At 62.6% G+C, this 12527-nt stretch carries 20 protein-coding genes and 1 other RNA gene; 3 read left to right on the forward strand and 18 right to left on the reverse strand.

The window, feature by feature from the left end; translation table 11 throughout:
- Nucleotides 1–3: 3 nt before the first annotated feature.
- The 10 genes from KIH76_RS00540 to KIH76_RS00585 all read right to left on the reverse strand — a co-directional run bounded on the left by KIH76_RS00540 (nucleotide 4) and on the right by KIH76_RS00585 (nucleotide 4396).
- Nucleotides 4–417, reverse strand: a complete 414-nt coding sequence (locus KIH76_RS00540; protein ID WP_219068640.1) for a hypothetical protein — start codon at nucleotides 415–417, stop codon at nucleotides 4–6.
- A 13-nt stretch (nucleotides 418–430) separates the two neighbouring features.
- Nucleotides 431–979 (reverse strand): single-stranded DNA-binding protein, encoded by a 549-nt coding sequence (locus tag KIH76_RS00545; protein ID WP_219068642.1) that lies wholly within the window; start codon nucleotides 977–979, stop codon nucleotides 431–433.
- Nucleotides 979–1488, reverse strand: a complete 510-nt coding sequence (locus KIH76_RS00550; RefSeq protein ID WP_219068644.1) for a hypothetical protein — start codon at nucleotides 1486–1488, stop codon at nucleotides 979–981. Before KIH76_RS00550 ends, KIH76_RS00545 begins: the two co-directional genes overlap by 1 nt.
- Nucleotides 1485–1763 (reverse strand): hypothetical protein, encoded by a 279-nt coding sequence (locus KIH76_RS00555; protein ID WP_219068646.1) that lies wholly within the window; start codon nucleotides 1761–1763, stop codon nucleotides 1485–1487. Before KIH76_RS00555 ends, KIH76_RS00550 begins: the two co-directional genes overlap by 4 nt.
- Before the next feature lie 389 nt (nucleotides 1764–2152).
- Nucleotides 2153–2344, reverse strand: a complete 192-nt coding sequence (locus tag KIH76_RS00560) for a hypothetical protein (RefSeq protein ID WP_236036729.1) — start codon at nucleotides 2342–2344, stop codon at nucleotides 2153–2155.
- Nucleotides 2345–2832: 488 nt separating this feature from the next.
- Entirely contained in the window at nucleotides 2833–3261 is a 429-nt protein-coding gene (locus tag KIH76_RS00565; protein ID WP_219068648.1) for a hypothetical protein, read from the reverse strand.
- Entirely contained in the window at nucleotides 3258–3461 is a 204-nt protein-coding gene (locus tag KIH76_RS00570; protein ID WP_219068649.1) for a hypothetical protein, read from the reverse strand. The genes KIH76_RS00565 and KIH76_RS00570 overlap by 4 nt, the downstream gene beginning before the upstream one ends.
- Nucleotides 3462–3573: 112 nt before the next feature.
- Entirely contained in the window at nucleotides 3574–3843 is a 270-nt protein-coding gene (locus tag KIH76_RS00575; RefSeq protein ID WP_219068651.1) for a hypothetical protein, read from the reverse strand.
- Nucleotides 3840–4115: a hypothetical protein gene (locus tag KIH76_RS00580; protein ID WP_219068653.1), complete on the reverse strand. Its 276-nt coding sequence runs from the start codon at nucleotides 4113–4115 to the stop codon at nucleotides 3840–3842. The genes KIH76_RS00575 and KIH76_RS00580 overlap by 4 nt, the downstream gene beginning before the upstream one ends.
- Nucleotides 4112–4396, reverse strand: a complete 285-nt coding sequence (locus KIH76_RS00585; protein WP_219068656.1) for a helix-turn-helix domain-containing protein — start codon at nucleotides 4394–4396, stop codon at nucleotides 4112–4114. Before KIH76_RS00585 ends, KIH76_RS00580 begins: the two co-directional genes overlap by 4 nt.
- 83 nt (nucleotides 4397–4479) lie before the next feature.
- Here KIH76_RS00585 and KIH76_RS00590 point away from each other — a divergent pair, with 83 nt between their 5' ends.
- From KIH76_RS00590 to KIH76_RS00600, 3 genes are all read left to right on the forward strand, one after another.
- The gene (locus tag KIH76_RS00590) at nucleotides 4480–4917 is read left to right on the forward strand and encodes a helix-turn-helix domain-containing protein (RefSeq protein WP_219068659.1); all 438 of its coding nucleotides are present in this window, start codon (nucleotides 4480–4482) and stop codon (nucleotides 4915–4917) included.
- 178 nt (nucleotides 4918–5095) lie between these two features.
- On the forward strand, nucleotides 5096–5626 hold the full coding sequence (locus KIH76_RS00595) for a PH domain-containing protein (RefSeq protein WP_219068661.1): 531 nt from the start codon (nucleotides 5096–5098) through the stop codon (nucleotides 5624–5626).
- A gap of 10 nt (nucleotides 5627–5636) precedes the next feature.
- Nucleotides 5637–5819 carry a DUF4236 domain-containing protein gene (locus tag KIH76_RS00600; RefSeq protein WP_219068663.1) on the forward strand — a complete coding sequence of 61 codons (183 nt, stop codon included), beginning with the start codon at nucleotides 5637–5639 and terminating at the stop codon, nucleotides 5817–5819.
- A 53-nt stretch (nucleotides 5820–5872) separates the two neighbouring features.
- On the opposite strand, the gene KIH76_RS00605 is transcribed toward KIH76_RS00600, so the two are convergent.
- The 8 genes from KIH76_RS00605 to KIH76_RS00640 form a co-directional block, all read right to left on the reverse strand.
- A complete protein-coding gene (locus KIH76_RS00605) occupies nucleotides 5873–6490 on the reverse strand; it encodes a hypothetical protein (RefSeq protein ID WP_219068665.1) in 618 nt (205 codons plus the stop codon).
- Nucleotides 6491–6500: 10 nt separating this feature from the next.
- Nucleotides 6501–7079, reverse strand: coding sequence for a Panacea domain-containing protein (locus KIH76_RS00610; protein WP_219068667.1), 579 nt, complete (start codon nucleotides 7077–7079; stop codon nucleotides 6501–6503).
- 138 nt (nucleotides 7080–7217) lie between these two features.
- Nucleotides 7218–8570, reverse strand: a complete 1353-nt coding sequence (locus KIH76_RS00615; protein WP_219068669.1) for a tyrosine-type recombinase/integrase — start codon at nucleotides 8568–8570, stop codon at nucleotides 7218–7220.
- Nucleotides 8571–8746: 176 nt separating this feature from the next.
- Nucleotides 8747–9143: a transfer-messenger RNA gene (ssrA, locus tag KIH76_RS00620) on the reverse strand.
- Nucleotides 9144–9259: 116 nt separating this feature from the next.
- The gene (locus KIH76_RS00625) at nucleotides 9260–9595 is read right to left on the reverse strand and encodes a branched-chain amino acid transporter permease (RefSeq protein ID WP_219068671.1); all 336 of its coding nucleotides are present in this window, start codon (nucleotides 9593–9595) and stop codon (nucleotides 9260–9262) included.
- On the reverse strand, nucleotides 9592–10407 hold the full coding sequence (locus tag KIH76_RS00630) for an AzlC family ABC transporter permease (protein WP_219068673.1): 816 nt from the start codon (nucleotides 10405–10407) through the stop codon (nucleotides 9592–9594). The genes KIH76_RS00625 and KIH76_RS00630 overlap by 4 nt, the downstream gene beginning before the upstream one ends.
- 147 nt (nucleotides 10408–10554) lie before the next feature.
- A complete protein-coding gene (locus KIH76_RS00635; protein WP_219068675.1) occupies nucleotides 10555–11586 on the reverse strand; it encodes a sensor histidine kinase in 1032 nt (343 codons plus the stop codon).
- A 39-nt stretch (nucleotides 11587–11625) separates the two neighbouring features.
- The gene (locus KIH76_RS00640) at nucleotides 11626–12351 is read right to left on the reverse strand and encodes a response regulator transcription factor (RefSeq protein WP_219068677.1); all 726 of its coding nucleotides are present in this window, start codon (nucleotides 12349–12351) and stop codon (nucleotides 11626–11628) included.
- Nucleotides 12352–12527 lie beyond the last annotated feature (176 nt).

The raw sequence follows: 12527 nt of genomic DNA on the forward strand, positions 1-12527 counted from the left end.
TGGTTATTCGATCTCGCCGCTGTCCGGGTCGACGGCCTCCCCGCCGTCTTCGCCGTCATCGGTGGTGGGCAGCCCGTGGAACGGGTCGAACGATCGTTCGAGGTCGTCGCGCATGATCCGCCGGCGCGTGTCGGTCGGGTAGGTCATCAGGTCGTCCATGAGCGTGGCCTCGTCGATGATGTGCTGCGCGGCGGCGTCCGCGTCGTACAATGCTTCGACGTAGGGGCTGATGCCCTTGTACTTCTCGATGTATTCGGCCTTGTCTTCGTATTCCAAGAGGCGTGCGGCCTTGACGCGGAACGCGCTCGCGGCCTTCTTGATCGCGCCGGCGGCGGCCGACAGGGGTAGGAGCTGCAACGGGGTGATCTCGTCGGGTATGAGCGAGTCCTGTATCCCCTTGTCCTTCTTTTTCGACATGAGAGCGTCCTTTCTAGAATTCCGGTTCGCCCGCCGGATCGGCCGGGGCGAATGAGTCCGACGTGTAGCCACTGCCGCCGTTGGCCCACGGATCGGAAGCCGGCGGCTGAGTCGGTGCGGCTGCCGGCCTTGGTGCTGCTGGCGGGTTGCCGGCGGGGTTGCCGTAGGTGGTGCCGCCCGAATACCCGCCGTTATTGCCAGTGAGCCTTGTGACCTGCGCGGTCGCGTACCGGAGGCTGGGGCCGATCTCGTCCACGGTCAGCTCCATGACGGTGCGGTTCGTGCCGTCCTGAGCCTGATAGGAGCGTTGCGAGAGCCGGCCTTGGGCGATGACGTGCATGCCCTTGGTCAGGGTCTTCGCGCAATGGTCGGCCAAATCTCGCCATGCCGAGCAGCGCATGAACAGGGCCGGCCCGTCCTCCCACTGGTTCGATTGGCGGTTCCAGTTACGGGGCGTCGAGGCGATCGTGAAGTTCGCTACCGGGGTGCCGTTGCCGGTGGCGCGTATCTCGGGGTCGGCGGTGAGGTTGCCGACGATCGTGAGCAGGGTTTCGCCGGTCACTAGTCCTCGTCCTCCAAGTCGGCGACCGCTTCGGCGATGGCGTTGGCGATCCGGTGCGCGTTGTCGGCGGCTTCGTTCGCCTGCCTCCATGCCGTCTCGTTGCGGCGGTTGTGGCAGTGCAGGGCGAGGTCGGAGAGCGCCGCATAGGCCGCGTCGGCCACGTCGCGCATGTGCCGCAGTTCGGCAAGCTCGGCGGCGGTGTCCTCCTCGTCGTTCTCTTCCCTGTAGTCTTCGTCGTGGTCCTCGGTGACGCGGCCCAACGGCGTGCCCTTGAACATCTCTTCGAGGAAGTCGGACACGACGGCCGGATTGGGCGTGACGTATATGCCGGCCTTGGCCGACTTGCACAGTTCCACGCCGGCGTCCCTGAGCGCGTCTTCGAGCGAGTCCTTCACGTTGGCGATGTCGTCCGCGTCCTTCTCGGTGTAGCCGAGCAGCCGGCCGGCGAGGCTCCTCGCCAAGCGTTCCTCAAGCGACATATCGGTTTTGTTGGTGGTGGTGTCGGTCATTTCATGGTTCCTTTCATCCGGTAGTCGGGTTTGGTCTTCCACATCAGCCGCGCGGACACCGTGCGGTGTTCGCGGTCGACGATTATGTCGCCGAATCGTGGGGGCAGGAGGGTGCGGTTCCATTCGGGGTTGCGGTTGAGCGTGATGATCGTGTCGAGCAGCTCGTCGAGGAGCCGGCCGGCGTCCATGGCCAGTCCGTCCGCGGTGAGGGGCCATTCGAAGACGCTCACGCCCTCGTCGCGGTGCGTGTCGTCGCCTGTGGTCTGTTGCGTCATGATGTGGTGTCCTTTCATGGGTTGGTGCGGCCGCGCTGGATGCGGTCGGCGGCCCCGCAGAGTGGCGGGGTCTCGCGCGTCCATCGTTCCCGTGCGACGTGTATGGCTGTCCTGTCCGGGTTGTTTCGCGTCGCGGGGCGGCGTTGACGCGGCCGCTCGTGGACGGTCGTGGAATCGAACCACGTCCCGACGGTTGCCGACGCCATGTGCGCGTCGATCTTGGCCGGGGGCTAACCTGCCCGCCCAGGCCACGCGCCGCCGGATTGTGGGGAGTTGGCGGCGCGTGGGGTTTGAGAGAGGTGGTGTTAACGACTGTCCTTGTCGCCGCCCGCCAGATTGGAAGGGGATGCAATGATGGCGGGCAAGCCTTTAGATGGACGGCATGACGTTCATCGCCTCTCGCCCGTCTCTTCGACCACGTCGACCATGAGCAGCGGCGCGATCATGAACGCCCACATGGCGGCCAAGCCGTTGCCGAGCGGGTGCGCGCACGCGTCGTGCGACAGCAGCCACACGACGCAGCACAGGACGGAGACCACGAGCAGCATGCCGATCGTGTACGGGTAGCGTTTGAACATCATGCCCTCCTTCGGGCCGGACAGGTGCAGGTCCTTTCCCTGCCGCCGGTAGGCTTGAAGGTGCCGACCGAAACAATCCGCACGACGGCGGGGAAAGGAAGAATCGATGGGTTGCGTGTGGGACTGGTTGCAGAATCTCGTGAACATACTGGCCGTTCCGACGTTTCTGATGCTGATATGGCAGGTATGGCGTAACGAGGGGCAGCAGCCCGTGGAGTCCCTCAGCATTCGCGTGCGCCGCGACGGTGACGGCGGCGTCGTTTCCGCGTCCACGGCCGACGGGTACATGCTGCACTATGCGACGTTGGAACCGTTGTCGGGATGCGAAGGCGTGTTCGATCCCGGACTGTCCCGCACGGCGAACCGTGTGGACGACGATCCCGGGGATTTCGGCCTTCGCGTCCGGCAGACCGGCAACGAATGCGTGGTTCTGCTGGAATGGCTGAGCCCGACGATGCTGCGGCGACGCCCGAAGGCGTATGCGAGACGCATCACGTTCGACCTGCGCAAGCGTCCCGTACCTGTGCGTGCCGAGCGTTGGCAGTGGCACTGGTACGCTCCGGCAGCTCGTCTATGGGGAAGGCTTCCCGGTATGAGGAGGTCAATACGTCTCGGGCGCTGGCGTCCGATAGATGAACCGTGGTGGAAATCGTCGCTGCCAGAAAGCGAGCTCCCGAAACAGGGTCTCGGTACGTTGCGGGATCGAATTCAACGCTGACCGTCGGCCACGGGAGGTTCCTATCCCGGCGATGCGGGATCGCATAGAGCACGTCGGAGAGCGCGAACAGCAGGGACAGCACGCCGTACAGGCCCATGCGGGCGTCCCTGTGCATGACGGCCAACGCCACCATCGAAACGCCACAGAGAAGCAGCACACCGGCACCGGCAATGAGGATGCGGCGCATCAGCTTGTCGCTCATGCTCCCACCCCCGCTTCGGCGAGTTCCTGCGCGATCCATATGAATACGCCGAACAGCCAGAGGAGTATTAACAGCAGGAACGGGATGAAGCCGATGAACGGGTGGTCGTTGTCAAGACCCCACGCGATACCGCCGATGCACAGGGCGATGTACAGGATGACGCCGGCGATGACGAGGCCGGCATACACGTAGGCCATCATGGCTGTTCCTCCATGCTTCTGATCCAGCGGCCCATCGCCGCGCGGGCGACCATGCGTTTGGTCGATGACAGGCCGTAGCGGGTGACGGCGAAGGACTGGATGGTGCGGCGGCTCATTGTCCGGCCTCCCGCACGGGGTCGCCGGCGGCGGCGCGATGGCGTCGGCGGCGCGTGCCGGCCTGTCCGCCGGTGCGTATTTCGATGATGCGCTGGTCGAGGTTGTCGATGTCCTCGACGCGGTACATGACCCGGCCGGCGGGCTTGCACATGCGGATCACGCCCTCGCGGCCGAGCTTGCGCAGCACGCCATCGCTCATGCCGCCGAGCATCTGCCGGGCTTCGGTCGCCTGCACCCATCTGGGCGCATAGTCCACGCCGCTCATCGCATGCCCCTTTCCTGTTGGTCGCGTTCGCGCCGTTCCCGTTTGGCGTCGCTGATCTGCCGGGCGAGATGCCGGTTGAGGCCGATCATGTCGCCCATGCTCATGCCGTGCAGTTCGATGTACCAGCGGCCGTCCTCGAGATGCCGGACGGTCACGTGCTCGTCGTCGATGTCGAACGCGAGGTGGAACCGGTACGGGTCTCCCCCGCTGCCGGTCAGCTCCCAGCCGGCCTGGTAGTCGTTGCGCGTGGACTCCGGATCGAACACACTCATCGCTGAACCTCCTCGTGTTCGGGGCCGGCGATGCCGACCAACTCCCCAGCGGAGTCAAGTCGCTCAGCCGAAGCAACAATCGAGGACAGTGGACGATTCACGGCGCACGCGATGCGTCTCAGCTCGTCGAAATTGAAAATGCCAACATTGATCTTGCGGTTCAAAGTGTTGCGAGGAATGCCGGATCTGTCTGCGAGCGCAATTTGAGTCATGCCCACCTCCGCGAGGACTTGCTTTATTGCAATCCCTAAATGTTTTTGCTCAAGCAGTTTCTGTTTCATATGAGACATGTTAGAGCACGTTGCGCGTTACTCAAAACTCGGCGTGTCTCATATGAAACAAATTTGATTCACATGTGGGTAATATGACTCATATGCCAACAGGAAAGAAGACCGCAACGATTGAGTCGAAGACGCTTTCAATCGCAATCAAGAGAGCTATGGCCGTGCGAAACATCAAAACGCGAGCCCTAGCCGACGAGTCCGGCGTACCCTACGGAACACTCCGACGCATTCTGGAACTCAACACGGTCGCAGACTACGAACAACTCAGGAAGCTGGCCGACGCCTTACGCACGCCGCTATCATCCATCATCGCGGACGCCGAACGGCTCACAAAAGATGAAGGCGTCATCGAAGATTATCAAGACTCCGTCACCACTTCCCCGGCGCTCGCCGATACTGACGACGACGAGGACATCGATATAGACAAATGGGCAGATCGGATCAAAGCCGAGGAAAGCGAGGCGGATCGACGCGCCCATATTGCACAAGAGGAAGCAACCGTTTATGATAAGCGCTGACAGTACCCCGCACGCGAGCGTCCTCGACGCAGCGAACCAGGCGGGGTCGTTCTCTTTCTCCCACTCTCCGGCATGCCAGCGACCGGGATCGGTTAAAGCCAATGATGGCGAATCAGCCGGAATCATATAGGTTTCGCCGCATGAACAACCGTGCGGCCATAGAAGAAAGAGGTCAATCATGGCAGGATTCAATTTCGGATCGCTCGGCGAAATGGCCGGCAACGCTATGAAGGGCGCCGTGGACGCGGCCGCCACCGCAGCCGCCAACAAGCCATCCGGGAGCAATCTGCTCAACGCGATGGCCGGCAACTACACGGAGATAGATCCGGCGCAACTGACTCAGGAGTATGGTTCGTTCCTGTTCACCGGCGAAACGGTCACACGAGGGTACCAGCTCGTGCGCGATGCGGTCATCTTCACGAACCTGCGCATGATCTTCATCGACAAGCAGGGCGCGACCGGCGCGAAGATGCGGTTCAAGACGGTTCATCTCGACAGCATCATCGATGTGGAGGTCGAAACGGCCGGTGCCATCGCCGACGATTCGGAGATCAACATCACGTATCTGGAGGACGTGTACCAACGCAAGAACGGTCAGGAGACCTTCAAGCAGATCAAGCTCGAGTTCCCGAAGAACTATGACGTCGCCTCGCTCTACCGGTGGATCGGCGACATCACGATCGAGAACCGCCGTCGCATCAACGCATAGGAGCAAGACCATGGGCTTTCTGTTCCGCAAGAGCAAGTCGCTCGGCAAGGGCGTGCGTCTGAACCTCGGCAAGAAGGGTGTAAGCGTGAGCGTCAAGTTCGGCAACACGACCGTCAATTCGAAGGGGCGCGTCACCACGCGGCTCGCGCCGGGCGTCTCCTACACGACCAGTCTCAAGAAGAAACGCAAATGACACAAGAAAGCCCCGGTCGCTCGTCCGCGAGCGCCGGGGCTTTTCGTGTTTGGTCAGTGTTTCATGCTTCTCGTAAGGACACGGAATCTTTCTGCTCTGATCTTGCTGCACCATTGTTCGGGCGTCATGAGCGTCATTGGCGGGATGATGTCTGGCTTTCGCGGTTCGAGGGCTTGGATCATTTTTCGGTCATAGGTGAGGCATATTCGCTGGTATAGCGCCGATTCCGGGTGTACGTCGGCGAGGCATTTCATCACGCTTCCGTCTTCGTAGTCCAGTGGCGGGTTCAGGTATGCGCCGTTTCGTGGCATTATCACCCCGCCGGTCGTTTTGACGAGGCTGTATATCATTTCGATGATGGGCTGTGCTTCATCGAAGCTCCATCCGAGTCCCGAATCCTCCGCCGACCCCTGTCCTTTTGGCTGTTTGGCCTTATAGGCCACGGTTTCGAGGATGTGGGTACCGGAGCATATTTCGATCGGAGATCCGTCGGGAAAAGGCTCTAGAAGCGTTGCGAATGTGCAGAATACGTCGCTTTCGTTGCGTCTGCTTTTGGCTTCCTTCAACCTGTTTTGAAAGTCGTCAATGGTGAAGCCGCGGCCCAGTTCGCGAGCCGCGGTGAGGTAGACATTGACGTCGGGGACGACGACGTATGGGGTGTGCTGCGGCATCGGGCAATCCTCAGGAAAGGGTAAGGACACGTGCGTTCCGACGGGCGCGGGCGAACAGTTCGTCATACGCGTCCTCGTTTTCCTGCGGCTTGCAGTAATTGCCCGGCGTATGATCAGAAGCGGTTTGCGCTCTGGTCTCCGCATCAAGCTCATAGTCGGGCCACGCTTTCACCAGCTCATTCCATGGAATGGGACGGAACGGGCCTTTTTCCTGATAGTACTTGGACCATGGCCCCATGTCATGAGTGGCGTTCACCAGATTTCCCGGACTCAGAGGCGCGAATTCCCCCCATATACGGGAAAGAGTGTCAAGCTGTTCGTCGGTCAGCGGCCTGAGCTCCGTACGAGGTTCGCGGATATCGCTATCCCCGGAATCACCATACACGCTGCGAACGGCTTCGGTGACGGGGCCGTACGGGTATGCCATCACGTCCTCATCATAGAGCTTCTCGTGATTGTCATAACCGTACAGGCTCTGGGAAAGCGATACGAGCTTCTGCAGAGCCAATCTACTGATCGGGCACCCCTCCCGCTCGGCGACCGCGATGAACCACGCGGCCACATCGAGGCTGCTCAGTTGATTCGTCATGACAGGTCACCTTCTACAATAATTGACACGAAACGGGTATTATACGACTCTTTTTCTCTCATTGTAAAAGGGATTGCGCCAAATATAGCTACTCGTGTCCTTTTTATCCGTTGCGTGAAACATTCAGCGAGACGTGTTTCACGCCGGCGATACGCGGCCATGTGGCCTATTGGACCCATCGTCGTGCGGACCGGGGCCGGTCCTGCCACGGAGGTCGGCGAGGCGCCGCCTGAGTTCCCTGTTCTCGGTTTCGAGCTTGCTGATCTGCCGGCGGTTGTCCTCGATGCGGGCGCGCAGGGCGTCGGGGTCGTCGCCGTCGGGGATGAGCCGGCCGAGACGGTCGGCGAGCTCCTGCGAGCGCTGGGTGACGGCGTGTTGGTAGCGCATGGCCATTTGCGGGGTGGAATGGCCGGCGGCGTCCATGAGTTCTCGGACGGTGGCTCCTTCTTGGGCGAGGAGGGTGAGGGCGGTGTGGCGTAGGTCGTGGAAGCGTAGGTCGGGGCGGCCGGCTTTGCGGCGTGCGGTGTCATACCATGCGCGGAGCGTGTTGGGGTGGAGTGGTTTGGCGGGGTCGTTGACGGAGGGGAATAGGAAGCTGTCGGGGTCCGGGCCGGTTTGTTCGAGGAGTGTTCGGATGGTGGGGATGAGTTGGGGCGGGATGGTTTCGTCGCGGTTGCTGTTGTCGGTTTTGGGTTTGCCGGTCAGAACGTTGCCGCTCATGGTCTTGCGGCTTTCGCGGATGGCGAGGGTGCGGGTGTCGAGTCGGATGCTGCGGCGGCGCAGGGCGCATACCTCGCCGATTCTCAGGCCGTTGCAGAACACGGAGATGTAGATGCTGGCCGCGTATCGGGCGGGCATGTTGTCGTGGATGACGCGCAGCTGTTCGACGGTGGCGGGGATGGTTTCGGTTTTGCGCCGGTGCTTCGGCGTGGTGATGTTGCAGGGGTTGGCGGGGATGAGGGGTGGTTCGCCGTCGCGGCCGGGTTTGCTGGCGGTGTTGAGGATCGCGTTGAGGGTCTTGAGCGCGTTGATGCACATGCTGGGCTGGGTGTGGTCCAGCCCGTCCCACCATCGATCGATGTCGCGGCTGGTGATCTCGGTCAGCCGCATGCGCCCGAACGTGGGCAGCACGTGGTTCTCCGCGTCCTTGCGGAGCCGGTAGCGAGTGCCGGCCTCCAACGGCTGGCCGGCCGGCGTGCGACGGTTCTCGATCCATTGTTCGAAGTAGTCGGCGAAGGTCAGCGAGCGCGTGATCTGTTCGCGTCGGATCGTTTTTTCGGGTTGCCATGTGCCGGCTTCGATGGAGATGCGGGCCTGTCTGAGCCATGCGCGTGCCCCGTCCTCGTCGTCGGGGTCGAAGTTGGCGTATTGGCGTTCCTTGAGGCCGGGCCATTTGCCGAACGCCCATATGGGTGTGAGGTAGCTGGCCTCGATGTATTTGGGTGTGGTCTTGTTGGGTTTGAGTCGGATCGCGCCGAATCGTTTGGGCATCGCTCCCCCGTCCGTTCGTGTGGCGTGGTTTTTCTACCACATCTTCTACCACACATGATAGTGCGTTATTCGGCGTGTTTTGACGGAAAAACGACGTTTTTGGTTATCGGGGAATGTCTCGAAAACGTTGGTATTTCAACAAAAAAGCGCCGCCCCTTTCGGAGCGGCGCTTGTGTTAGTGGAGATGCGGGGAATTGAACCCCGGTCCGGTAACCGTACCCTCAGTCTTCTACGTGCGTAGTCTGCTGGCCGTGCGGCGGTTTTTCTGCCCCCATCTGTGTCGCAGACAACCGATGGCGAGCATATTCGCAGTTAAAGTCCCGACACAGCCCTGCAACGCAGCTGCATCAGCAAGTCTTCTTAACGACGCTCAGCATCCTCCCAAAGACGAGGAGGAGTGAACGGAGCGGCTGCTCACTGGTTAATCCTGGCGCGAAGCTCAGGCAGCGAGAGCGAACTCAGTGCGGTTAGATTTAGCACTTATTCTTTTGCCGGGGGCATCCACGAGCGGACCCGGCGTTCTCGGCACGCTTCCCTGCGACGAACAGGTCACCGTCGAAACCGATCATCCCCAATCTTGAATTATCAAGCTTCCGTTTGCACGGACATTTCAGTATATGCTGAATATGCGCTGCCGCCAAATCCACGGCGTCGGCGTGTCGCCGACGGTCCGCATGCCGACGTCCTGTTCACGCGAACACGGTCTGCACGAGCACCATGTACAGGATGGTGCCGCCCGCGATCGACAGCAGCATGTTCTTCTTCCACGCATGCAACCCGATGATCGCCAGCATCGAGATCGCCTCGGGTATGCCGTGGCCGCCCGAGGTCAGCGACACATCCTTGAGCGAGTACACGACCAGCAGTCCGGTCATCGCATACGGCAGCACCCTGCCGAGATAGCGCACGAACCGCGGCGGCTCCTTCGATTCGGGAAACAGCAGGAACGGCACAAACCTGGTGAGCATCGTGCCCAACGCGACGACCGCGATCGTCACCACCGCCTGCCATACGCTCATCGTCATCGTCCGGTCTCCTTCTCCCGTCCGTCCCGTTCGCCGCCCGCGACCGCGCCATCCTCGGCCGCCCCGGTCTTCCCATCCGTCTTCATATCGTCCAAATACGGCCGCAGACCGACGAACAACGCCAGCATCAATACCAGCGAGGGGATCATGAACCGGTCCGCGCCGAACGCCAGCAGGCACACGGCCGACGCGAGCACGCCGACCATCGCCGGCATATGCCGCCGCTGGCCCATCCACTGGTCGAGGAAGATCACCAGAAACAGCGCGGTCAGCACGAATTCGATGCCGCGCGTCGAAAACGGCAGCAGTCCGCCGACCAACCATCCGATCGCCGTGCCGCCGATCCAATACCAGCGGTTGAGCAGCGAGACGAACAGCATGAACCAGCCGCGGTCCACGCTGTCCGGGATCTTCGCGGACGAGTTGATCGCGAACGTCTCGTCGCACATCGCGAAGATCAGGTACGGCTTCTTCCATCCCATGCTGCGGAAGGGCCCCAGCATCGACAGCCCGTAGAACAGATGCCGGGCGTTGACCATGATCGCCAGCAGGAACGCGGCGATCGGGTCGAACGCCGACAGCAGCAGGTTCACGGTGACGAATTCCATCGATCCGGCGAAGATGAAGAACGCCATCGAGACCGGATACCAGAACGCGAAGCCCTTGGCGTGCATGAGCAGGCCGTACGAGCAGCCGAGAAACAGGAAGCCGGCGGCGATCGGCAGGGTCAGCGGCATCGCGGCCCCGAACGCGCGGGATATCACTCCCCCGCCGTTGCTGTCATGTGTGCCGTCACCGCCCGTAAGCCGCATGTCGCCTCCCGTTGTGCCCATTCGCCGGTTTGCCGTGACCTTATCTTAGACCGCACGGCGACCGGACGCGGGATGTGTTCGGCAGACAGACGGCGAACCGTCGTTCGGCGATCGGATCGGCCAGGCGGCGCACGGCGCGCCCCGCCGTCACCCGGCCAGCGGCAAGGTGATGAGCATCGTGGTGCCGTCCGGCGACGACGATTCGACGTCCAGCGTGCCGCCGTAGCGGTCGGCCACGTCTCGGGCGAGCGCCAGTCCCAGCCCGTAGCCCTGGTGCGCGGTGCCATCGTCGTCGCGGGCGAAGCGGCGGAACAGCCGTTCGGGGTCGCCGCCGATGCCCGGCCCGCGGTCGCTCACGCGGATCGCCGCGTCGCCGTGCCGGTAGCCGAGCGACACCGTGACCTCGGTGCCGTCCGGCGCGTGCGCGACCGCGTTGTCGAGCACGGCCACGACGCAGCGTGACAGGCCGACCGCGTTGCCGGAGACGACGAAGTGGTTCCGTTCGCCGTCGATGCGGATGGCGATCGTCACGCCGCGTTTGTCGGCGAGCGGACGTACCGCGTCGGCGGACTGTTCGATCACGCCGACGAGCGCGACCGGTTCGGTGTTGACCGCGCCGCGGGCGGCGACGAGCAGGTCGGTGAGGATCGCGTTCATGCGGTCGACGTCGCCGCGCAGGTCGATGAGCGGCTTGTCGATGCTCTGGCCGTGCGAGCGGCGGAAGTCGATGAGATCGATGCGTGTGGAGATGACGGCGAGCGGGGTTTTCAGCTCGTGGCTGGCGTCGGCGACGAAATCCTTTTGCAGGGCGAAGGCGCGTTCGAGCGGTTCGACCTCCTTGCGCGAGTAATGCCAGCCGACGATGGCGACGGCGGCGATCACGCCGGCGACGAACAGGAGGGTGAAGGCGACGGCCTTGCGCGTGTCGATGACCATCATGCCGGAGCCGAACTGTTCGGTCACGGACATGGCGTTGGGGTCGAGGCCGCGTTCGGTGAATTCGTGGCGTGAGCCGAGCAGCACGCCGGCGACGAACAGGATGCCGCCGAGGAGGGTGACGATGCTCATGGCGATGGTCATGCGCAGGCTGATCAGTCCGGCTTTGGTGTGGTTGAGCCGCAGTCCGTTGTGTATGGTGGCGGCGATGCGGTGCCATCCGTGGGATGTCGTGTCGTTCATTGGCTTAGGTTTCTCGTGGGATGTGATGGCGGTTGCCGGTCAGTCGGCGAATGGGTTGCCGATGCGGTAGCCGCGCCCGCGTACCGTGTCGATGATCGCGCGGTCGGTTTTGCCTCGCACGTAGGAGACGTACACGTCGACGGTTCCTGCGTCGGCGCCGTCGGAGAACACTTGGCTGAGCAGTTCGTCGCGGGAGAACACGTGATCGGGGGACGCGGCGAGCGTGGCGAGCAGTTTCGTTTCGGAAGTCGTGAGCGAGACGGCGCCGCCGTCCGGGTCTTCGATGAGGTTCGATCCGGACTTGAGTAGCCAGTCGCCGATCGCGACGCCGGCGGTCTGCGCGTGGAATCCACGCAGCAGCGCGCGCAGCCGGGCTTCGAGTTCGACGAAGTGGAACGGTTTGGCGAGGTAATCGTTCGCGCCGGAGTCGAGTCCTTCGACGATGTCGTCGACGCCGGACAGGGCGGTGAGCACGAGCGCCGGCACGGCGATGCCGCTGCCGCGCAGGGTGCGGATGAGATCGAGCCCGTCGCCATCTGGTAGGCGGCGATCCACCACAAGTACATCGTAACGGCCGGATTGCAGCCGTTCGCGGGCGGCAGCCAGCGACTCGACCCAGTCCACGCGATAGTCAGGCTCGAGCATCTCGCTGGTCATCGAACCGAGGTTCGGATCGTCTTCGATCAGCAGCACCGCGGGCAGCAGCAGTCGCATCGGATCGGTCTCGTTCCGGTATCCGGCCGTGCCGGGTTTCGTCTCACTCATCGTCCATCACGTTCCTCATTCTAATGGCCGCCGGCATCGTCGTGACCCGCACGGACCGTCGCCGCAAGGGGTTGCGCGAGCGGCTGCCCGACCTTCCTGCTATCGCATCGTCCACTCAACGCCAAGCCGTCTAAGAGAACGCTTAGAATCGCCGCGAACGGCCGGATCGTCGCGTT

The organism is Bifidobacterium simiiventris, assembly GCF_019331715.1.
Classification (GTDB): domain Bacteria; phylum Actinomycetota; class Actinomycetes; order Actinomycetales; family Bifidobacteriaceae; genus Bifidobacterium; species Bifidobacterium simiiventris.